The organism is Bacillus sp. RC252, from assembly GCF_044909215.1.
GTDB classification, from domain to species: domain Bacteria; phylum Bacillota; class Bacilli; order Bacillales; family Bacillaceae_G; genus Bacillus_A; species Bacillus_A mycoides.
Genome location: NZ_JBIYDV010000004.1, coordinates 108,058 through 130,185, shown reverse-complemented (window position 1 = coordinate 130,185; position 22,128 = coordinate 108,058). Strand labels below are relative to the sequence as shown.

Below are 22,128 nucleotides of genomic sequence, written 5' to 3'. Positions count from 1 at the left end.
AACGAGAAATGGATATGTATTCCAACATTATACATTCCAAACCTTTATCATGATCCAAATGATCAATATCCAAAATGGGATAACAAGTAATAATCCCCAAAAACAGCCTTTAAAAAATCTCATGATGAACACCTCGTTCATCCGCCCTACTTATGTAAAAAGCGAGGGCTGAATCAATCTTTCTATCTTTAAAATCTATACTATTTTGTCATTACATGCTCTACTTTAATGCAACGATCCATTATTACTGTGTAGCCTTTTTCTTGTAAAAGTTTATATGTATCTTCATCTTGTACTCCTAATTGTGCCCAGAAAACATCTGCATCAATCTCTACAAACTCTTCCGCAACATCCTTTAAAAATTCTGAGCGACGAAACACATTTACAATATCAACATGTTCTTTAATATCCGTCAGTGAAGAAACCGCCTTTTCTCCGAGTACTTCATCTACTGTTGGATTTACTGGAATAATGCGGTACCCAGCATCTTGCATTGCTTTTGAAACCATATACGATGTGCGTTCTGGCTTATCTGATAATCCAACAACTGCAATCGTTTTACTTTTCTTTAATACTTCACCAATTTCCGTACGAGTTGGGTTTTCAATTGCCATAATTAATCCCTCCTATTCCTTTAGTATATCCGATAAAGAAAGTCTCTTTCAACATGAAAGAGACTTTCTTTTATTCCGATTATTGATTCTTAGTAGCTGAATTATCTGCTAACGTAGCTGATTTCGTCATTTTTTGACCATTGCGATAGAATGTAACTTCTACTTTCTCGCCTACTTTTTTCTTTTCATATAAATATTTACGGAATTGAAGTGAATTTTCTACTTTTTGATCATCTAACGCTACTACTATATCATATTGCTCTAAACCAGCTTTTTCCGCTGGTGATATTGGATAAATTTTACCTAATACAACTCCATTTGTTACTTCTTTTGGCACTTTTAATTGATTTACTGCATAAGCTTGCACATCTTCTAATGAAACGACACCGACTCCTAGTGCTGGACGTTTCACCACTCCATCTTTTTCAAGTGATTCAATAACTGGTTTTGCAATGTTAATTGGAATTGCAAAACCAATACCCTCTACTGATTGCTGAGCTATTTTACTTGAGTTAATACCGATTACCTCACCGTTTTGGTTAAATAGTGCACCACCACTGTTACCAGGGTTAATCGCTGCATCTGTTTGAATAACTTGTGCTTGCCAATCAGGACGTTTATCACCATCAATATCAACTGGAATTTCACGCTCTTTACTACTGATGATACCCTCCGTTACACTTCCATCAAATCCTAATGGATTACCGATTGCAATTGCTTTTTCACCCGCACGGATTTTACTGGAATCACCTAAACTTGCAACTTTATTCACATTAGATCCATCAATCTCTACAACAGCTAAGTCCAACCAAGGGTCCTTACCAACTAATTTTGCATCGACTTGCTTTCCATCGCTTAGTTTAACGGCAAGTTTATTTGCACCATCTACTACGTGGTTATTTGTTACGATATATGCTTTATTTCCTGCTTTTTTATAAATAACACCTGAGCCTGTACCAGCTGTTTGTTCTTGACCTGTCGGTTGCATCGCAAATGGATCAACACTTTGTTGCATATTAATCACACCTACAACAACATCCTTCGCGCCTTCGATCATTCCCGGTAAATCAGTTTCATTTTTCGCTTTATTTACAACTGGAACTACAGTTCCTTCTACTTGTTTATTAGAATTGAATGACGAAACAGCTGCATCATTATTTTGCACCCCTGGCATGTACGGTGCTGCAAAACTAATCGAAACCGCCCCGACTACAGCTCCAACTAAACCTGTGAAAAAATATCCTTTTTTACTACCTGATTTTTTCACTTCTCTCGTTTCACTATGCTCTTCATTCAAATTCGGTCCGTCGTAATATCCCATGTTTTATTTCCCCTCCCTGGTGAATTCGTACTTTCAGTATAGTCACATTTTGTGTCCTTCTTGTGAACTCATCGTGAAATCCAATTAAAAAAATACTCCTATCTACCATTGTAGACAAGAAACGTATTTTTTGTACATTCCACCTACAAAGGAGAGTGTAAATTTGCTATATCCCAAAGCCGGGATGCATAGTAGCTTAAAGGTTATTCTTCGAATTTGTAACCTACTCGAATAACAGTGCCGATATGCTTCGCCTTATCTCCTAGCTTATTTCGCAGTTTTTTAATATGTGTATCAACCGTTCGGTCATCACCGTAGTAATCATATCCCCATAACTGATCTAATAAATGTTGACGTGACAACACAATTCCTTTGTTCTCCATTAAATAAACAAGAAGTTCAAACTCCTTATGTGTCAATATAATTTCTTCACCATCTACTAAAACTGTTCTAGATAGTCGATTCACTTCTATTCCAGCTAAAGACATAGTATTTTCTTCTGATACTCCTACTGCTCCATCCGCACGTTTCAATAACGTCTTTGCACGAGCTACTAACACTTTCGGACTAAAAGGTTTTGTTACATACTCATCTGCCCCTAGTTCAAAGCCTAGTAATGTATCATCCTCATCAGAACGTGCTGTCAGCATAATAATTGGTACCGCTGACTCTTTTCTAATTCGTCTACAAACAGACCAACCATCTATTTCTGGTAACATAATATCTAACATGATTAAATCAATTGTATGTTCAGCAAATAATTCTAGCGCTTTTTTTCCATCTTCCGCTTCGATTACTTCAAAGCCTTCATTACGAAAATAATCACTAACAATTTCACGTAATCTTCTTTCATCTTCAACAAGTAATACTGTTTTATTCATATAATCTATCCCGCCTTTTTACTCTTTCAATCGAATAATACGTTGATTGGAGCTTCCGCGAAATGGAAGTGTTAAATCTTTTTTCTCGATTTCAAATCTTCCATCGACTAAAACATCCCCATACTGTAACAACTCTATCATATCATTATTTCGAGAACTCTGTATCTCTTCTAACGTATAACCTGTATACATCCATAGATTTTTTTTCAAATCTTGCACAGCTTTTGCTACTTTTTTCACTTCAGCAGCTTGGAAGAATGGATCTCCACCTGAAAATGTTACATCTGTTAATGAATTACTTTCAATCTCTTTCACAATTTCTTCTACCGTCATTTCAGTTCCATTGCAAACATTCCAAGATTTCGGGTTATGGCATCCGAAACAACGATGCGGACAGCCCGCAAAAAACACGACTGTCCGCAACCCTTCTCCATCTACTACACTATCATGAATGATATTCATAACTTTCATTTATGCTTCACCCGATCCATCTCTTCACTACGTTTCGCACTATTCCACTTCGACATATCTCCTACAAGATAGCCCGTTATACGGCGAATTCTTTCTATATTAGCCTCATCTTCATTTCCACAGCTTGGACATTCATTCCCAATAACTCCGTGATAACTACAGCACTTACAACGATCAACAGGATGATTTATTGAACCGTACCCAACGCCATTCTCTGCCATCGCTTGCACAATTTGCTTTAATGCCTTTTTGTTATGCATAGCTGCTCCGTCTAGTTCAATATACGTAATATGTCCCCCGTTACATAGGGCATGGAAAGGTCCTTCTAAACGAATTTTATTTATCGCTTGAATGTTATAATAAACTGGAATATGGAATGAATTCGTATAGTAATTATGGTTCGTTATACCGCTAATCTCACCAAATTCTTCTCTATCTTTTTTCACAAACTTTCCTGATAACCCTTCTGCTGGCGTTGCAATTACAGAGAAATTGAGTTGATGTTCTTCCATCGCCTTATCCATTCTCTCTCTCATAAAGGAAATAATTTCATATCCAAGCTTCCACGATTCTTCATTTTCTCCATGATGCTTTCCAGTTAACGCTACTAAACATTCTGCAAGACCGATAAAACCAAGACTTAACGTCCCTTGTTTTAAAATCGGTGCCACAGCATCTTCAGGTTGTAACGTCTCTCCACCGCGCCATACACCTTGTGAATATAAGAACTGAAAATCCCTTGCTCTCTTTGTACATTGATAAGCAAATCTCTCTAATAATTGCTTAACGCCTAAATCTAAATAATAACTTAGCGCTTCAAAAAACGCTTCTTTTGAACCACTAATTAGCGCTAATTTCACTAAATTAATAGAAGTAAACGATAAATTCCCTCTTCCAATTGCTGTTTCTTCCCCATGCATATTAGACATAACACGAGTACGGCACCCCATATAACATACTTCACTTTCAGGTCGACCGTCATAATGCACAGCATTAAACGGAGCATCTAAAAACGAAAAGTTAGGGAATAATCGCTCAGCGGTCGTTTCTAACGCTAATTCAAATAAATCATAGTTCGGATCACACTCTTCAAAGTTCACGCCTTTTTTCATTTTGAAAATTTGAATAGGAAAAATCGGTGTTTCCCCTTTACCAAGTCCAGCTTGCGTCGCTTTTAAAACTTGCTTAATTAAAAGTCTTCCCTCTTTCGATGTGTCTGTTCCGTAGTTAATAGAAATAAATGGTACTTGTCCCCCGCCCCTACTATGCATACTATTTGAATTATGAACGAAAGCCTCACACGCCTGATACGTATCATTTTCTGTCTCTTTCCATGCAAATTCCTCTATTTGTTCTTTCGTAAGTGGATATGACTGTAGTCGTTTTTTATGTCTCTTTACTGTTTTTCTCACATATGGAGCTAAATCAATATCAAAGAGTGCAAACGATTGACCACCGTGCTGCATATTTTGATTCGCCTGAAAAATAATTGAAGAAAGCGCCAACGCACTTTTAATGTCTTGCGGTTGTCTCATATGTCCATGGCCAGTATGAAAACCGTTAGCTAGCATTTGCGCTAACGGAATTTGCGAACAAGTCGTCGTTCCTGTTGCATAAAAATCTAAATCATGTGGATATAATATATTTTGATCTATCGCTTTTTTCACTTGATCTGATAATAATTTTTCTACTGCATAATACTTTGCGCTCTCAGATGCGAACGTTCCCATTACTCCCATTGGAGATCGACCATCTACATTTGCATTTTCCTGCATTAAATCTTGTTCATTACCGTGGATAATTGTCTCAAATACTTTCATTAATTCTTCTCCACGTACATTTTGTTTCAACATTCATAACCCTCCACCAACATGTTGTTGTCTTTTGATTAAAATCATACAACATATAGTTCTTCTGTTCCTGTGAAAAATGTAACATTCCTGTGAAAGTTTTTTTAAAAATTAATGACTTTTTCATTTATAAAAAAGAAATGTGCTCTTTACAAATGTATGGTACAATAAATGGGAAAAACTCTTTTTACCCTTTATCAACACATTTGTATAAAGGAGACTGAACTCATGGTTATTACATATCTTTTATTTATCGTTGCCTATCTACTCGGTTCGATTCCATTTGCATTAGTCGTTGGAAAAATTGGTTATGGAATCGACATTCGTGAGCATGGAAGCGGTAATCTAGGCGGAACAAATACATTCCGTACATTAGGGAAAAAAGCAGGTTTTATCGTAACAATTGCTGACATTTTAAAAGGTACATTAGCAACAGGTCTACCGATTATTTTCGGGTCAGATATTCACCCACTATGGTTTGGATTAGCCGCTGTTCTTGGACATGTCTATCCGATCTTCGCAAAATTCCGCGGGGGGAAAGCAGTTGCAACTTCTGCTGGGGTGCTATTATGCTATTCACCAGTTGTTTTTGCAATATTAGCTGTTGTCTTTTTCAGCCTTTTATTTACAACAAGATACGTATCACTTTCTTCTATGATAACAGCTGTCGTTGCTGTTATTGCATCCATTGTTAGCGGGGATAAAATCTTCATTATTGCGATGTGTTTATTAGCAGGTATGGTTATTTATAAACACCGTGCAAATATCGGACGAATTATAAATAAAACTGAACCAAAAGCAAACTTTTCAAAAAAGCAAAAATAAGATCTTAACCCACATAACGCAAAAAGAAAACGTGAAGCATATTAATAGCGTCTTTTTGCGTTATTTTTTATACTAAAAGAAAAAGCAACATAATTTGGAGGAACTATACATGAATCTTTCCGTAACAAAAGAAGCAGCACAATGGTATAAAAACGAATTAAACTTACAATCGGGTGAAACAATACGCCTTTTCGTACAATACGGCGGTTGCAGTACTGTGCAAAAAGGACTTTCTTTAGGTATTCGTAAAGATGACCCTGCGCACCCTGCTGTTCAAACTCAAGAAGAAGGTATTAACTTCTTTATTGAAGGCGATGATGAGTGGTTCTTCGATGGACATAATTTATCTGTTACACTTAACGACGGTGATGATTTCCCTCAATTTAATTATGAAAAATAAAAAAGCGTGGCTTCTGCCACGCTTTTTTATCCTGCTATTTACGGGTAGTAAGACCCCCACTGATTAAAGTTTCACTTTATTTCTTTTTAATTTCCTCATATTTCGCATACCACTCAGGATATAATTTTTTAAATGATACAGGGCGGAACCCTTCTTTTTTCGCACAAATATTCGTCGTGCTTGCAGTAATACAAAGTTCGCCATCACCATTATAAATTTCATATCCATATACAACGCGGAGCGGGCTCACAGTATCAACCCACGTTTTCACAATAGCTTTTTCTCCATAACGCATCGCTTTACGATATGAAATTTGTAAGTCTAACACAGGAGAAATAATTCCCTCTTTCTCCATTTCAACATATGAAAATCCTAAATCTTGTATAAGTTTCGTGCGCCCTAGTTCAAGCCACACTAAATAGTTTGAATGGTAAACAACACCCATTTGATCTGTTTCCGCATAACGGATTTCAACTTCATGTTCTGCTACAAACATTTCTATTCGCCTTCTTTCACTTCTGTTCCCTTGCATACATTTAATCATAATACAGTGGAATCAAAAATAAAATAAAAACAGTGAATCTTTTACCGAAAGGGGCAAGCACATGATTCAAATTGTAACTGTTCGTAGCGGTGATAGCGTATATAGTTTAGCCTCAAAATATGGATCTACACCTGAAGAGATTGTAAAAGACAATGGACTAAATCCAGCCGAAACACTCGTTGTTGGTCAGGCACTTATCGTTAATACGAAAGGCAATAATTATTATGTACAGCCTGGCGACAGCCTTTATCGAATTTCTCAAACGTATAACGTTCCTCTCGCCAGTTTAGCTAAAGTTAATAACCTTTCATTAAAATCTATTCTCCATGTCGGACAGCAATTATATATACCGAAAGGAACAAAACGAGCAGTAGAATCCATTGCTTATTTACAACCTTCAACAATACCGATAAAAGAAAGTTTAGTAACTGCTACACGTGCTATCAACCCATTTTTAACATATTTAGCCTACTTTAGTTTTGAAGCAAAAAGAGACGGTACATTAAAAGAACCAACCGAAACAGCGAAAATCGCTAATATTGCAACGCAAGGTAAAACCATCCCTATGCTCGTTATTACAAATATCGAAAATGGAAATTTCAGTGCCGATCTGACCTCGGTTATTTTACGCGATGCAACAATTCAAAACAAGTTTATTACTAACATTTTGCAAACAGCTGAAAAATATGGCATGCGAGACATTCATTTCGATTTCGAGAGTGTGGCACCTGAAGATCGCGAAGCCTATAATCGTTTTTTACGAAATGTGAAAACACGCTTACCTAGCGGGTACACATTAAGTACAACGCTTGTACCGAAAACAAGTTCCAATCAAAAAGGGAAATTTTTTGAGGCTCACGATTATAAAGCACAAGGACAAATTGTTGATTTCGTCGTCATTATGACATACGACTGGGGTTGGCAAGGTGGCCCACCAATGGCGATTTCCCCTATTGGTCCTGTGAAAGAAGTACTTCAATATGCAAAATCTCAAATGCCTCCACAAAAAATTATGATGGGGCAAAATTTATATGGATTTGATTGGAAACTTCCGTTCAAACAAGGGAATCCACCCGCAAAAGCAGTTAGCTCTGTCGCAGCTGTTGCACTTGCTCGTAAATACAATGTTCCTATCCGCTATGATTTCACAGCCCAAGCTCCACATTTTAATTACTTTGATGAAAACGGCGTACAACACGAGGTTTGGTTTGAAGATTCGAGGTCTATTCAAAGTAAATTCAATTTAATGAAAGAACAAGGCATTGGCGGTATTAGCTATTGGAAGATTGGTCTACCATTCCCACAAAATTGGCGTTTACTCGTTGAAAACTTTACAATTACGAAAAAAGGCTGACGAAAGTCAGCTTTTTAAATATTTTTACAATATTATCCAAACGCACAAAAAGGAGAATGATGACATTCTCCTTTTTTTAACCGTTATCAACAATTGGTTGTTTGCCAGTTTGGTCTTGCATTTGCTTCCCTTTATTGCCACCAGCTTTTTTCGATTGTGTTCCAATTTGATTTGGTGCAAAGTCTTTTGAATTTTTTTTCGGATTACCCATTACTATCGCCTCCTTAACACTAGTATCGTACTAGTGTTAAGAATTATTCAGCCTGCTTAAAAAGTTTCATTTCATAACGTTTTTCAATTCGTTTTTCAATTCGATCCATTGCATCACGATCGCTTAATAATTGTTGTTTATTTTCATTTACAAGTTCTTCAAACGATCTACGGCGACTTCTTCTCATGTTGCTCACCCTTTCTTCAACGCTTTCTTATTACATAGTATGAGCAAATGAAAAACTCTTTAATCAGATTTGCAAGAAAATTTTATGTTTTGATAAAAAATCCCATGCGCATATATTGCACATGGGATTTTTTACACCATCATATTTAAATATTTTTTAATTTCTTCATCCGCATTTACTTTATTTGCTCTATATTCATCCAGCGCTCGTAATACAGAATCGTATTCTTCTACAATGTAACTCTCTAGCTTCAAAATGTCCTCTACACTGTCAATCATAATTCTCGTGTTGCCAATCTCACTTTTCAATGCTGCCTCGTATGTTAAGCTCGTACAAATTTCTCTTACATCGTCTTCCATTTTTTCTGTTAACACATATTTCTTTCGCCCTTTGACCTTTAACCTTATAATTGGGTAAAAAGCTTTTATATCTAAATAACTCCCAACATTCATACAACGAATCCAATCAATATCACGTTTATTTCGTACAAGCATTTCTTTTACCGCTTCAAATACCGCTGTTTCATCAAGTACTTCCTTATTCGCTTTTCTTTTTCCTTCTTCTTCAACAGCTGCACATTTTTGATAAACAGCCGCACACGTAATACAGTCGTCAAATGCATTATGAGAACTTAAGCGAATTCCAAGCATTCGTTTTAACGTTTCAAGTTTATGATTAGGCGCATGCTTCATATATTTTTCCGCTAAAAACACAGTATCAATAACGTTATTTTTAGGCTCAGGTAGTCCAAGCATATTTACATTACTTTTTAAAAAACGCATATCAAAAGATGCATTATGAGCGACAATAACATTTGTATGTAAAAATGCTAAAAATAAAGGTAATACTTCTTCAATCGTCGGTGCATCTGAAACACGATAATTTGTAATACCTGTTAAACTTGTTATTCGGTCCGGAATTGAACGCTCTGGATTCACATACGAAACAAACTGATCTACTAGTTCATGATTGTGATATTTCACTGCTGCTACTTGAATAATTTTATCATTATAAGGGTTAAATCCTGTTGTTTCAAAATCAATTACAACATAATCTAACGGTAAGGATATATTCCCCACTCCAAATACACTCCTTTATCTCTAAACGTTTATATTTCTTTTATCATACCATGTAGCCATCACTACTTGAAAAAGAAAAGGCAGAAATGGCAACTCTCCACCTCTACCTTTTCACCGTTATTTTAATTTAGCAATCCTTTTCTCCATCTCTTTTTGAGTCATCGGTCCAATAAACTTATCTTGAATAACACCTTCTGTATCAATAAAATAAGAAGTTGGAATGGTAATTACTTTATACGCTGTTGTCACATCAATGTTCTTGTCCAATAAAATAGGAAAAGTAATTCCTTTTTCTTTAGCGAAGTTCCTTACCTTTTCTTCTCCCCCTCCTTTTTCTGAAGGAGTATAGTTTATAGCTAAAATTTCTACGTTTTCTTTATGTTCTTTATAAAAGGCCTCCATATCAGGCATTTCTTGCTGACAAGGTCCACACCACGTTGCCCAAAAGTTTAAAATAACTTTCTTTCCTTTTAAATCGGATAACTTTACATTCGTTCCATCTATCTTTGCTAATTCAAAATCTGGTGCGCTCTTTCCAATTTCAATACCGTTCCTTGCGAAAATCTCTTTCATAGCAGCTTCACTTTTGGCAGGCTTTTCTTGCATTACTTGATCCTCTTTACCAAACTGTTCATAAGCTGCATATCCCGCTAAACAAAGTAACACTACAATAATGGTAAGCTTCCGCCACATATTATATCACCCTTACGTGTTTATCTTCTTATAACATAATTAACTACATACTATATACCTTATTTTAGCTTATACGGACAAGCTTGGAAATATTCACAGTCGAAATAGTTAGAATATTTATAGTCCAGATGAAATATTTCCCTTTTTATCATATAATTAGAAATAAATACAAAACTTACGAGGTGATATGTATTTTACAATTACTTATCAACCCTTTCACTTTTGTTTTTTTCACTTTACCATTACTATGTATTTTTTTTAGCACCTTACTATACAAATTCAAATGGGCTGCAATTATTATTTCTTTTACTGTTCCACTTATATTTTTCATTATCGTCTCTAAATTTAATATACACCTAGCTTTACAAAACTTAGACGCTTGGATTGTTTATAGTGCTGTTTATTCTGTACTTTCCTACATAACGGCAGCGCTAATACGAAGAAAACTGCACATGTAGAACTTTCAAAAAGGGGGATTTTTATGAATTTATTTGAAAAAATACTATTATATATTCTTAGTTTTATATTTTCCCCAATCGGGATTATCACTTGGATCATCTCGCTCTTCAGTAAAGATCCTGAAAAAAAGCAAGTTGGACGTATTTGTCTCTATATCGCTTTAATCTCATTTATCCTTTTAGCCGGCCTCGGTATTCTTAGTTTCTTCACAATGACTATCACCACCACTACTATACAATAATTATAGAAAGGATGATTATTTTTGGGAGAACATCCTATAAGTAAAGAACTTCGCTATATACGAATATGTTTAGTTGTTTTAGTAATCGTTCTTTTATTTTTCAACGGTGAAAGAGTTGTTAAAATTTCTACAAATCATGATGCCGTAGAAAACGTTTCAACCAGTAATATGACACAGATTGCTGAAAATACATTTGCTATTCAAGAATATAATCCATCACTAAGTAGCGAACGTACAATCAAAATCTTTAAATATAATCCAGATACGAATCAACTTACTCTAGTCAAAGAATTTAGTACTAATGACCCTGATTCCTATACGTATCAACTTAATAATGCCGAGTAAAGATAAGAGCGCTATATAGCTCTTATCTTTTTATTAGCATCTCTTTAAACAATGACTTACAATTTAATAATTCTCTAGGATCCCCACATTCCACAATAACCCCATTCTTCATGACAACAATCCGATCCGCTATCATCGCCCTCTCGACATCATGTGTCGTCACAATTCTCGTTACATTCCACTCTAGCCCTCTAAGCATATTCCAAACCACTTCTTGATTGCTCAGATCTAATCCCGCAGTCGGTTCATCTAGAATAATGAGATTCGGATTTGATACAATCGCTCGCAATAACGCAAGACGCTTTCTCTCTCCTCCCGAAAACTCTTCGCCGCTTTTATATAGTACAGTCTGAATCCCTTTAGATAAACTCCTAATAATTGACTTCGCATTTACAAGTTCAATATTTTTTTCTAACTGTTTTTCTAAGACCCCTTCCCCGAAATACATATTCTCTTTTACTGTCGTCCGAAAGAAACGAGGTTCTTGCCACACTGTAGTCATACGAGCCCCATTACCATAATAAACAATGCTACCGTTAGATGGTTTATACAAACCCGTTATTAATTTTAAAAGCGTTGTTTTTCCTGCCCCACTTTCCCCCACAATAATAACGAGTTCGCCAGGATTAATTTGCAAATGTATATTTTTAATTCTACATCTCTCTTCACCGTTCTCTTGAAATGAAACGTTTGTTAATTTCATTCCCATCGCTCTTTCTACATTTCTGTCGTCAGCTCCTATATTTAAAAAACAAAAAACTCGATTTGCCGAAGCAATAGCAACTTGTGTCATCATCAATAAATCACTCGCATAACGAACGGGGAAAAATAACATCTCAATTGTAGCTAATACCGCCACAAGCGAACCGACTTCCATATCCCCTTTTATTATTTTTTTTGCTCCTACAATAAGAACAACTATATATGCTCCTGTTTCTATTACCGTTCCAACTATCCCAATACAATGTTGTATCATCGTCTTCTTTACTTCTGTTTTATAAGATTGTGCCGTCACTCCTTTAAACAAATGAATTGCCCATTTTTCTTTTTGTAAACTACGTAAATCTTGTATACCTTTTACAAACTGTGACATCATCTCTACAACACTTGATTGATTTTTTTGAGCAATACTTGCAATATTTCTTACTTTTCCCCCCATAATCATTGGAACAATTGCACTTAAAAATAAAAACGGGGTTATCCACCATATGAACTGTACATCGATATGTTGTAGAGCTATGAACGTACCAATAAATTGTGCAATGGCGTGGATGTATTCTATTAATATAGATCCATATAACCTTACCCAATTCGGAATATCAGAAACGACTAATGTTTCTAACTCCCCTTGTTTTACCTTCTCACTTTCTTCAAACGGTAATAAGAAAAAATGACGTAATACATCTATACGCTTCTCTCGTAATATTCGCTGACTTACTTTTGAGCTTACATAATCAAATAACAGATTGTTCACCCACATCAAAAAGCGGCTCCCCGCAAACAAAGCAATATATACATACGTACCTTTTAAGTCCCGCTGAATAAGGTTATCTACAATTAGCCCCATAAATAGCGGACGGGATAAATTTAAAATGGCAGCTACTATTCCGCTACAAATCGCACTAATTAGCAATAGCTTTTCTTGCAACAGCGGCAACATTATTCTTCTATACTCATTCATTGTCATTCCTCCAATTTTGCATAATAAAAGGAAAGGGATGAAACCAAGTGGTTTCATCCCTTTCCCTCTGTACATAAAGTAAGAAAGCTAACAAATGTTAGCTTTCTTATCATTCATTTCAATTATTTAGTTTGATACTTTAGACTCTTCGATTTTCGAACGAAGAACCATTTGCAAGATACCACCGTGACGGTAGTAGTCAATTTCAACTTCACTATCAAAACGAGCTACTACTTCAAATTGCTTCTCTTTGCCTTCTGCATCGATTGCAACTACTTTTACAAGATCGCGTGGTCTAACCGTTTTGTCAATTTGAATTTCAAATGACTCATCACCAACAAGACCTAATGTTTCAGCACTGTCGCCATCTTTAAATTGTAATGGTAATACGCCCATTAATACTAAGTTACTGCGGTGAATACGCTCGAAGCTTTCTGCGATTACTGCTTTAATACCTAATAAGTTTGTACCTTTCGCAGCCCAGTCACGAGAACTTCCCATACCGTAGTCTTTACCAGCAACAACTAGAAGGCCTGTGCCATCTTCTTTATATTTCATAGCAGCATCATAGATAGATGTTACTTCACCAGTTGGCCAATATGTTGTATATCCGCCTTCTGTTCCTGGTGCGATTTGGTTTTTAATACGGATGTTTGCAAATGTACCACGCATCATAACTTCATGGTTACCACGACGAGAACCGTAAGAGTTAAAGTCGACTGGTTGTACGCCGTTTTCTAGTAAATAACGTCCAGCTGGCGTGTGCTTACCAATTGAACCTGCTGGTGAAATGTGGTCTGTTGTTACAGAATCACCAAATTTACCAACTATGCGTAAACCTGATAATGTTTCAACTTCACCTGGCTCTTTAGATAATCCTTCGAAGAACGGTGGGTTTTGAATGTATGTTGAATCATTATCCCAAGTATATAAAGCTTCATTTGAAGTTTGGATTTCATTCCAGCGCTCATTGCTGTTAAATACTTGTGCATATTCTTTTTTGAACAATTCAGATGTAACAACACTTTGAACTACATCTTCAATTTCTTTAGCTGATGGCCAAATATCATTAAAGTAAACAGCATTACCATTTACATCTTTACCGATTTCATCATTTTTCAGGTCAATATCAACAGTACCTGCAAGTGCATATGCCACAACAAGTGGTGGTGATGCTAAGTAGTTTGCCTTTACAAGTGGGTGAATACGACCTTCAAAGTTACGGTTACCAGATAAAACAGATGTTACTAATAAATCATTTGCTGCGATTGCTTCTTCTAATTCCTCTGCTAATGGACCAGAGTTACCGATACAAGTCGTACAGCCGTAACCAACTGTTTGGAAACCTAATTGATCTAAATACGTTGTTAAACCAGACTTATCTAAGTACTCTGTAACAACTTTAGATCCTGGTGCTAACGATGTTTTTACGTAACCAGGTACTTTAAGTCCTTTTTCAATTGCTTTCTTCGCAACTAACCCTGCTCCAATTAACACGTACGGATTTGACGTATTTGTACAGCTTGTAATTGCAGCGATTGCAATTCCACCTGTTTTCATCGTTACTTCTTGATCTTTCAATGTAACTTTCACTTCTTTATCGAACTCTTGCTCATTGAATCCAAGTCCTTGTGTTCCAACTGGTGCTACAACAGCTTTATGGAACTCCTCTTTCATATTTGAAAGTGGGATTAAATCTTGCGGACGTTTCGGTCCAGAAAGATTAGATTCAATTGTATTTAAATCAATTTCAACAAGATCAGTATAGATTGGATCTTTGCTGTCTGCTGTATAGAATAAGCCATTTGCTTTACAATATTCTTCAACAACGCGAATTTGCTCTTCATCTCTACCTGTTAAACGTAAGTATTCTAATGAAATGTCGTCGATTGGGAAGAATCCACAAGTTGCACCGTATTCTGGTGCCATATTTGAAATTGTTGCGCGGTCAGCTAAAGGCATGCTCTTTAGTCCATTACCGAAGAACTCAACAAATTTACCAACTACACCTTTTTGACGTAATACTTGTGTTACTTTTAATGCAACGTCAGTTGCTGTTGTACCACTTGGAAGTGTACCAGTTAATTTCACACCAATTACTTCAGGTACTGGGAAATATGAAGGCTGTCCAAGCATTCCTGCTTCTGCTTCAATACCACCAACGCCCCATCCAAGAACACCGATACCATTAATCATTGTTGTATGTGAGTCTGTTCCAACTAATGAATCTGGGTATGCAACTAAGTCACCTTCAGCATTTTTCACCGCATGAACAACCGGTGCTAAATATTCAAGATTTACTTGGTGTACAATACCTGTTGCTGGTGGAACTGCACGGTAGTTATCAAATGATTTCTGTGCCCAGCTTAAAAATTTATAACGTTCTTCATTACGTTTAAACTCTAAGTCCATGTTGAATGCAAGCGAGTCTGCCGTACCCGCTCTATCAACCTGTACAGAGTGGTCAATTACAAGGTCTACAGTAATTTCAGGATTAATTTTGTCAGGATCCCCACCCATGTCTGCCATTGCTTTACGAAGCGAAGCCAAATCTACAACAGCTGGAACACCTGTGAAGTCTTGTAAGATTACGCGAGATGGTTTAAACGGAACATCGATATCTTGAACATCTTTCGTTCCCCATTTCGCTAAATTTGTAACGTGTTCTTCTGTAATTACGCGTCCGTCTACTTGACGAAGTACAGATTCAAGTAAAACTTTCACGGAATATGGTAATTGAGATACGTTGCCAACCCCTGCGTTTTCAAGCGCTTTCAATTGATAATAATGATACGTCTTTCCATCTAGTTCAAAAGTTGCACGTGATTGAAATGGATTATGTTTGACCATTATGTTTCCCCCCTGTTAAACGTGACTAATTTGTCTGAATATAAAATGTAGACAAACTTTTCAATACCTTACGATAATATCTTATTACAACTTTCTAAATAAGTAAATAATAAGAAACTTATGGATTATAATAAGTTTTCTTTATCTTTCTAAATTTGAATAGTGTCCATGCTCCTTATAAATACTATTATTGTAAAGTAAAGCACTCTACTTTACGTTCATATATGTTATGAACAACTCATGATTCATCTATAAAAAATATTATAGAGGTGAGAAAAAATGGGTAAACGAAAAGCAAATCATACTATTTCAGGAATGAATGCTGCATCCGCACAAGGACAAGGAACTGGTTATAACGAAGAGTTCGCAAATGAACCTTTAACTCCGGCAGAGCGACAAAATAATAAAAAACGAAAAAAGAATCAGTAACGAAAAATCCCAAAAGGTATACCTTTTGGGATTTTCTCTAATGTTTATAACGTAACAACTCCGAAACTGTTACAAATCGATAACCCTGCTTTTTCAGCTCAGGTAAAATTTTTGCTAATGCCGCCACTGTTTGACTACGATCACTTCCTCCATCGTGCAACAGTACAATATCTCCACTTTTAGCATTTTTCACAACATGATTTACTATGGATTCTGTACCTGGATTCGCCCAATCACGAGGGTCTTGATGCCATGACCATAGAACAATTTGATACCCAGCTTTTTTTGCCGTAGTAAATACAGCATCATTAATATATCCACCTGGCGGACGGAACAATAAAGGTTCTTTCACCCATTTTTCAAAATATTTCTTTCCATTTAAAATATCATGTTCTAATTTTTCATCTGATGAATTACTCGCATACAAATGATTCATCGTATGATTTCCGATTTCATGCCCTTCTTTCAACACTTGCTTTACTAAGTACGGATTACGCTGAACTCGAAAGCCAATCATAAAAAAAGTCGCTTCCGCTTTATATTGACGTAATAACTCTAATACTTGCGGTGTATAAGTTGGGTCCGGTCCATCATCAAATGTAATTGCGATAATTTTTTCATTATTTGGTACTTCCCATGTTACATAGCCAGTTGGCTCTAGCTCTTTTCTTAACAACATTTTAGCTTCCACTTTGTCCACTTGAAATATATGTACTGCACAAATTAAAGAAAAAATTGATAGAATAATTTTTCTTTTCAGCATAGTAGCACTAAAAGTAATGAGATTGTTGAATTCACAACAACCTTTTCACTTTTCTATTTGATCTACATTTCGCATAATATTTTGGAGATTACTTTCATATTGCTCAAGTTGTGGACGCTGCGTTTCTGATGCTACTTCAAGTGCATTTTGAATTTGTTCGTACGCCTCTTGCACTTCTTGGCGTAACTCTTTTAAATCATGGCCGTAATTCGGGTCATTTTTCACAATATTATTGAATATATTTTCCGCTTGAACAACCCCTTGCTGCGCGGCCTGAAAAGCCTGTTGCTTATCTTTATGATATGGCATAACACTTTCCCCTTCCTATATGAGTTAGTCCTACTTATCTTTACCCGTTTCTCAAAAAACATTCTCGTATAAATTCGCAAACTTCTCTCATTCTAAATAGGGAGAGGAGGTGTAAAATACAATGGGTAAAAACAATAATCAATCTAATCGTCAAAACGAGAAAAAAGGGCAATCTTCTGGACAGCCCGAACCTTTAAGTGGATCTCACAAAGTTAAAAATCGTAATCATTCACGTCAAAAAAATCATGCACATCATGATATGTAAAGCAAAAGCATTCACACACACTGTATCTTTCACATAAAATGTTTATATTTTTCTATTTGTTCTTCACCTCTATTTCATTCATGCATAACATAGTATGAATTGAGATTTTACGGAGGGTGTCTTTCATGGGCAAGAAAAAGAAGGATTGTCTTTTTCATGTTGATGGTTTCGAAGAATGGATGGATCAATTTTGTTCTGATTCTTGTAGCAACTTTAGTTTTCCAAATCAAATTCATATTGACCTTTGTGAAACAGAACAAGAATACATTTTGGAAACAGATGTACCAAATGCAACTGCACAAAATGTACTCATTAAAAAGATGGAGACAGGCCTAAACATTTGTATACTTTATAAAAACACTTCTTTACAGCGGATTGTTCCTTTACCTACTAATATCATTTATAACAAGATGCTAGCCTGTTTAGAGAATGGATGTTTAGCCATTCATATTTCCAAAAACGAAGTTGCCAATAAACATGAAAAGAAAGTTCTTTTTTCAAATTAAGGATTACTATAAACACAAACATGAGCCCGAGCAACCTTTTAGTTTGCTCGGGCTCATGTTATTTCGCATGTATTTCTATTTTAGAATTTCTAATATATCTTTTTTTCATTAAACCTTTTGTCACTAAAAGAACTGGGAACGCTATGCTTGAAAATATAGCTAATATTAAAAATACTATAAAGCCATTTTGATATCCATAATGATCGAGAAGTATCCCGCCAAACCAAGGACCAATCACTACTCCAATTCCTGAAAATCCCATAGCTCCAAAATATGTCCCTTTCAAATGTGGAACAGCTATCTCATCAATAAATACATCTGTCATTGAAAACATTAATACTTCTCCGAATGTAAAAATAATTGTACATAAAGCAGCCCCTAACATAGATTCTACTAGTCCAAATCCAAACAATCCCCCGCTCACAAATAACGTTCCAACCATAATAGATGCTAACGGCGTATACTTTTTACACATTTGAATAACAGGGTATTGAATAACTACTACTGTAATCGCATTTAAAGTTAGCATATATGAGAACAACTTTACTCCATCTTGAAATATATGTGCGTTTGCAAAATATTGAGATAGTGTCGTCGTTAAATGTGAAAAACCACTATTACTCAAAATGATTCCGACTAAAGCAACTAAAAATACTATGTCTTTTCGCAAAATCCGAACCGCACTTAACATTGTGACCGGATTTTCTGTAGCTACTTTCTTTTTATCAAGTGGATATTTCTTAAATTGAAACGCTAATATAACTGTATATAAAATGTACACTCCAGCGGCTACTAAAAAAGGAATCGTTGATTTTGCACTTCCAATCTGTAATCCAACAAGTGGACCCATCGCTACTCCAACATTTATTGCACCGTAACGCAAATTATATACGAGTAAACGATACTCTGGTTTCGTTAAATCTGATAATAAAGCTCTTGATGTCGGTTCAAAAAAAGAACGACATAAGCCATTCAAAGCGTTTAATAGAAAGAAACTCAAAACATGCTCTGCAACTGAAAATCCTATAAATACAAACACCCAAACAATCATGGACCATATTATAATCATCTTTCGACCAAATCGATCAGATAAATTGCCCCCAATAAAACTAGCAAACACTCCAACAAGCGCACTCGTTCCAATGATAGCACCGGTCATTCCAGCCGATACGTCTTTAACAGTCGTTAAATAAATCGCTAAAAAAGGAATGCTCATTGAAGTTGCAAACCTAGCAAATAATGTCCCTATAATGATACTCATTCCAAGTGGATGAATATTTTGTAACTTCCCCTTCATCTTTAAACCTACTCTCCCTTTTCCTACATAAAAAAAGAAAGCAAAGGATCTGCTTTCTTTTTCCTTTTTCTATACTTGAGATGTTTATACCCGAGCTGTTCTCGTTATTTCCATATCAATTCCATATGTAAACTGTAGTTCTTTACAAACATCTTTAATCAAAATAGCTACGTTATACTTTTCATTAAATTCTAAAACAATGCTTTCTACTTCTTCATATGTATACTTATATTCGCCAGTAATTACACTTTTTAAATCAAAGCATTCATTAATACAAAGCTGGACGAGTAATTGTTCATACTTCTCTATCACATCTTCTTTTTTCCAAAGTAACTCCTTTACATATAACCGATCAAATTTCACACTTTCTCGATTACAATCCGTTAAAATCCGGGTCATCTCATTTAATTCTCGATATAATTCGGAAATATTTCTGCTTAAACTAAGCAATTTATCTACGCCGTTTTCATATGGCATTTTCATTCCCCCCCGCATTTTCTTCTTATTATAGCAAGAAAATTCTAAAAAAGTTTCTTTCTTCTGAAATATTAGGAAACTAATTTCAATTGCTTTACAATGAAACTAGCTAACACGAAAGGGGAAAGAAAATTGGAGAAAAAATTATATTACATCGATGCTTATCAGCAAACCTTTACAACTAAAGTTATAAAACAAGAGCATGATACAGAAGGAAACTTATATGTTGTCTTAAATGAAACTGCATTTTATCCAGCAGGCGGCGGGCAACCACACGACACTGGAACCTTAAATGGTATTCCGGTAAGTAACGTTCAAGAAGTAAATGGAGAAATTCGTCATTTCATAATAGAACAATTACATACAGAAGAAGTAGAGGGTAAAATAGATTGGGAGCGCCGTTTTGATCATATGCAGCAACATACAGCTCAGCACATTTTATCTGCTGCTTTTTGGGATCATTTTAACATACCGACGATCGGATTCCATCTTGGAAAAGAAACTATAACCATTGATTTAGAAACTGTTAACCTTTCTACAGAAACTGTTGAGAAGGCCGCACAAATTGCTAATCAAATTGTTTTTGAAAACCACCCTATTCGTATTAAATGGATGAACTTAGAAGAGGCCAAAGCATTACCCCTTCGCAAAGAACCGACTATGACAGAAAATATACGGGTTGTTATCATCGAAAACTATGACTACAACGGTTGTGGTGGAACACACCCGAAACATACAGGTGAAGTAGGCCCTATTCAAGTACTAGGATGGGAGCGCAATAAAGGTGGTATACGCTTAACATTTATTGCTGGTTGGCGTTCTCTTAAATTAATGGGACAACATCAACAAATATTAACAGATGTTTCTAAGCAATTGAACAGTAGCGAAACTGATATTCCAGTAAAAGTGGCACAACTTCTTACCTCTCAAAAAGAAAACGAAAAGGCAGTACAAGCAATGAATGAAAAACTATTATTTGTAGAAGCAAATGAACTACTGCAACAGCCTTTAGAAATACACGGTGGAATACTTATTTCTAAAGTATTTACAAACCGCCCTATGCAAGAAATTGCAAAACTGTCTGCTATTATTACGGAACAACAAGAACACGCAATTACATATTTCGTTATTGAAAATGAGGACAAATTACAATGTATTCTCGCTTGTGGTAAAGCAGTGACACTCGATATGAATACACTTTTAAAAGATGCCCTCCCTTCTATTGAAGGAAAAGGTGGCGGAAATAAAAAGAATGCTCGCGGCGGTGGAAAAGCAATTATGAGTGGGGATGAGTTTTTAAATCAACTTGTTTCTTCTTTACAGTCAGCAGTGTAGATTATTTTATGAAGTGGATGTCATTGAACTGTGTGACATCCACTTCTCTTTTCTGCTTCGTGCACAGTAGTACAGTAAATGAAATTATATGAACGATTCTATAAGAAATATCGATTTCCCAACAAAATACGACAATAAACACAACTTATAGAGTAAGAGGAGGCTGTTCTAAAATAACAGCCTCCTCTTATGTTTACAAACCAATATTTTGTTTTAACCCTTGATAACTTCCTGCGTTCAAGAACTTTTCAGATGCAAGTTTAATGAACTTCTCAGAAAAACCATATCTACTCAATTCTTCTATCGCTACCATTTGTACATCATGAATTGGATTAAGATCAAATTCATTAGACGGAAGCTTGATTTCACCTGCAATCCTTTCAAGCAGAAATGTAATATGCAATAAAGCTGGGATAGCATCTGGTTTATCACAAACATAGAGTAGTCTCTTAATCTTAACTTCTAATCCGGTTTCTTCTCTCATTTCTCGAATCATCGCTTCTTCTAACGTTTCACCATTCTCTACTCTTCCTCCAGGTAAAGACCAATTCCGATTAGCGACTCTTTGTTTTACTAACAATACTTTTTCATCTTCAATTAAAATTCCAGTAACACGAACTTGCATTACATTTTCCATATGTAATCTCCTCTTCCCATTAAATTTATAAATTAATCCTTCCACAAAAAGAACGTATGTTTTATAATTAAAGAAAATTATGGAAGAAAGAAGTTGTTATATGC

The 22,128-nt window shown here is 35.7% G+C and carries 26 protein-coding genes; 9 read left to right on the top strand and 17 right to left on the bottom strand.

The features are described from left to right. Positions 1-200 precede the first annotated feature (200 nt). The 5 genes from ABH960_RS07570 to ABH960_RS07550 form a co-directional block, all read right to left on the bottom strand. Positions 201-614 (bottom strand): CoA-binding protein, encoded by a 414-nt coding sequence (locus ABH960_RS07570; protein WP_016092071.1) that lies wholly within the window; start codon positions 612-614, stop codon positions 201-203. Positions 615-693: 79 nt separating this feature from the next. Further along, positions 694-1,935: a S1C family serine protease gene (locus tag ABH960_RS07565; RefSeq protein ID WP_404444025.1), complete on the bottom strand. Its 1,242-nt coding sequence runs from the start codon at positions 1,933-1,935 to the stop codon at positions 694-696. A gap of 203 nt (positions 1,936-2,138) precedes the next feature. Continuing rightward, positions 2,139-2,816, bottom strand: a complete 678-nt coding sequence (locus ABH960_RS07560; protein ID WP_002087776.1) for a response regulator transcription factor — start codon at positions 2,814-2,816, stop codon at positions 2,139-2,141. A gap of 18 nt (positions 2,817-2,834) precedes the next feature. Continuing rightward, positions 2,835-3,287, bottom strand: a complete 453-nt coding sequence (nrdG, locus tag ABH960_RS07555) for an anaerobic ribonucleoside-triphosphate reductase activating protein (protein WP_016092073.1) — start codon at positions 3,285-3,287, stop codon at positions 2,835-2,837. Next, entirely contained in the window at positions 3,284-5,140 is a 1,857-nt protein-coding gene (locus ABH960_RS07550) for an anaerobic ribonucleoside triphosphate reductase (protein WP_404444020.1), read from the bottom strand. The genes nrdG and ABH960_RS07550 overlap by 4 nt, the downstream gene beginning before the upstream one ends. A gap of 225 nt (positions 5,141-5,365) precedes the next feature. On the opposite strand from ABH960_RS07550, the gene plsY reads away from it, so the two are divergent. Next, complete coding sequence (gene plsY, locus ABH960_RS07545) at positions 5,366-5,962, top strand: glycerol-3-phosphate 1-O-acyltransferase PlsY (protein WP_002014306.1); 597 nt, start codon at positions 5,366-5,368, stop codon at positions 5,960-5,962. A gap of 109 nt (positions 5,963-6,071) precedes the next feature. Next, complete coding sequence (locus ABH960_RS07540; RefSeq protein ID WP_088031050.1) at positions 6,072-6,362, top strand: HesB/YadR/YfhF family protein; 291 nt, start codon at positions 6,072-6,074, stop codon at positions 6,360-6,362. A 76-nt stretch (positions 6,363-6,438) separates the two neighbouring features. Here ABH960_RS07540 and ABH960_RS07535 read toward each other — a convergent pair whose 3' ends face one another. Beyond that, a complete protein-coding gene (locus ABH960_RS07535; RefSeq protein WP_000495812.1) occupies positions 6,439-6,858 on the bottom strand; it encodes an acyl-CoA thioesterase in 420 nt (139 codons plus the stop codon). Positions 6,859-6,967: 109 nt separating this feature from the next. On the opposite strand from ABH960_RS07535, the gene ABH960_RS07530 reads away from it, so the two are divergent. Then, on the top strand, positions 6,968-8,260 hold the full coding sequence (locus ABH960_RS07530) for a glycoside hydrolase family 18 protein (RefSeq protein WP_002014302.1): 1,293 nt from the start codon (positions 6,968-6,970) through the stop codon (positions 8,258-8,260). Between the two features lie 76 nt (positions 8,261-8,336). On the opposite strand, the gene sspN is transcribed toward ABH960_RS07530, so the two are convergent. The 4 genes from sspN to ABH960_RS07510 all read right to left on the bottom strand — a co-directional run bounded on the left by sspN (position 8,337) and on the right by ABH960_RS07510 (position 10,430). After that, the gene (sspN, locus tag ABH960_RS07525) at positions 8,337-8,471 is read right to left on the bottom strand and encodes an acid-soluble spore protein SspN (protein ID WP_000527988.1); all 135 of its coding nucleotides are present in this window, start codon (positions 8,469-8,471) and stop codon (positions 8,337-8,339) included. 43 nt (positions 8,472-8,514) lie between these two features. Next, positions 8,515-8,658, bottom strand: a complete 144-nt coding sequence (locus ABH960_RS07520; protein ID WP_002014298.1) for an FbpB family small basic protein — start codon at positions 8,656-8,658, stop codon at positions 8,515-8,517. Positions 8,659-8,789: 131 nt separating this feature from the next. Beyond that, positions 8,790-9,737 carry a 3'-5' exonuclease gene (locus ABH960_RS07515; protein WP_404444012.1) on the bottom strand — a complete coding sequence of 316 codons (948 nt, stop codon included), beginning with the start codon at positions 9,735-9,737 and terminating at the stop codon, positions 8,790-8,792. 117 nt (positions 9,738-9,854) lie between these two features. After that, positions 9,855-10,430 carry a TlpA family protein disulfide reductase gene (locus ABH960_RS07510; protein WP_002190375.1) on the bottom strand — a complete coding sequence of 192 codons (576 nt, stop codon included), beginning with the start codon at positions 10,428-10,430 and terminating at the stop codon, positions 9,855-9,857. 481 nt (positions 10,431-10,911) lie between these two features. On the opposite strand from ABH960_RS07510, the gene ABH960_RS07505 reads away from it, so the two are divergent. Together ABH960_RS07505 and ABH960_RS07500 are read left to right on the top strand one after the other, a co-directional pair. Next, on the top strand, positions 10,912-11,130 hold the full coding sequence (locus tag ABH960_RS07505; RefSeq protein WP_002137707.1) for a hypothetical protein: 219 nt from the start codon (positions 10,912-10,914) through the stop codon (positions 11,128-11,130). Between the two features lie 21 nt (positions 11,131-11,151). Continuing rightward, positions 11,152-11,475 (top strand): YmzC family protein, encoded by a 324-nt coding sequence (locus tag ABH960_RS07500; RefSeq protein ID WP_002137709.1) that lies wholly within the window; start codon positions 11,152-11,154, stop codon positions 11,473-11,475. 22 nt (positions 11,476-11,497) lie between these two features. Here ABH960_RS07500 and ABH960_RS07495 read toward each other — a convergent pair whose 3' ends face one another. Together ABH960_RS07495 and acnA are read right to left on the bottom strand one after the other, a co-directional pair. Continuing rightward, positions 11,498-13,213, bottom strand: coding sequence for an ABC transporter ATP-binding protein (locus tag ABH960_RS07495; RefSeq protein ID WP_404444327.1), 1,716 nt, complete (start codon positions 13,211-13,213; stop codon positions 11,498-11,500). Positions 13,214-13,282: 69 nt separating this feature from the next. After that, on the bottom strand, positions 13,283-16,006 hold the full coding sequence (acnA, locus tag ABH960_RS07490) for an aconitate hydratase AcnA (RefSeq protein WP_002014285.1): 2,724 nt from the start codon (positions 16,004-16,006) through the stop codon (positions 13,283-13,285). A gap of 279 nt (positions 16,007-16,285) precedes the next feature. Between acnA and sspO the strand changes: the two genes are divergently transcribed. After that, complete coding sequence (sspO, locus tag ABH960_RS07485; RefSeq protein WP_000518057.1) at positions 16,286-16,435, top strand: acid-soluble spore protein SspO; 150 nt, start codon at positions 16,286-16,288, stop codon at positions 16,433-16,435. Positions 16,436-16,472: 37 nt separating this feature from the next. On the opposite strand, the gene pdaB is transcribed toward sspO, so the two are convergent. Both pdaB and ABH960_RS07475 read right to left on the bottom strand, forming a co-directional pair. Continuing rightward, on the bottom strand, positions 16,473-17,198 hold the full coding sequence (pdaB, locus tag ABH960_RS07480; RefSeq protein WP_002066634.1) for a polysaccharide deacetylase family sporulation protein PdaB: 726 nt from the start codon (positions 17,196-17,198) through the stop codon (positions 16,473-16,475). Between the two features lie 45 nt (positions 17,199-17,243). Beyond that, entirely contained in the window at positions 17,244-17,507 is a 264-nt protein-coding gene (locus tag ABH960_RS07475) for a hypothetical protein (protein ID WP_002014282.1), read from the bottom strand. A gap of 121 nt (positions 17,508-17,628) precedes the next feature. Between ABH960_RS07475 and ABH960_RS07470 the strand changes: the two genes are divergently transcribed. Together ABH960_RS07470 and ABH960_RS07465 are read left to right on the top strand one after the other, a co-directional pair. Beyond that, positions 17,629-17,772, top strand: coding sequence for a small acid-soluble spore protein P (locus ABH960_RS07470; protein WP_002014281.1), 144 nt, complete (start codon positions 17,629-17,631; stop codon positions 17,770-17,772). A gap of 125 nt (positions 17,773-17,897) precedes the next feature. Further along, positions 17,898-18,278, top strand: coding sequence for an Hsp20/alpha crystallin family protein (locus ABH960_RS07465; protein ID WP_002014278.1), 381 nt, complete (start codon positions 17,898-17,900; stop codon positions 18,276-18,278). A 58-nt stretch (positions 18,279-18,336) separates the two neighbouring features. Here ABH960_RS07465 and ABH960_RS07460 read toward each other — a convergent pair whose 3' ends face one another. Then, the gene (locus tag ABH960_RS07460) at positions 18,337-19,575 is read right to left on the bottom strand and encodes an MDR family MFS transporter (protein ID WP_404444004.1); all 1,239 of its coding nucleotides are present in this window, start codon (positions 19,573-19,575) and stop codon (positions 18,337-18,339) included. An 84-nt stretch (positions 19,576-19,659) separates the two neighbouring features. Further along, positions 19,660-20,052 carry a hypothetical protein gene (locus ABH960_RS07455; protein WP_002137716.1) on the bottom strand — a complete coding sequence of 131 codons (393 nt, stop codon included), beginning with the start codon at positions 20,050-20,052 and terminating at the stop codon, positions 19,660-19,662. A 132-nt stretch (positions 20,053-20,184) separates the two neighbouring features. On the opposite strand from ABH960_RS07455, the gene ABH960_RS07450 reads away from it, so the two are divergent. Then, positions 20,185-21,387, top strand: coding sequence for an alanyl-tRNA editing protein (locus ABH960_RS07450; protein ID WP_404444001.1), 1,203 nt, complete (start codon positions 20,185-20,187; stop codon positions 21,385-21,387). Between the two features lie 193 nt (positions 21,388-21,580). Here ABH960_RS07450 and ABH960_RS07445 read toward each other — a convergent pair whose 3' ends face one another. Continuing rightward, positions 21,581-22,024 (bottom strand): NUDIX hydrolase, encoded by a 444-nt coding sequence (locus ABH960_RS07445; RefSeq protein WP_404443998.1) that lies wholly within the window; start codon positions 22,022-22,024, stop codon positions 21,581-21,583. Positions 22,025-22,128 lie beyond the last annotated feature (104 nt).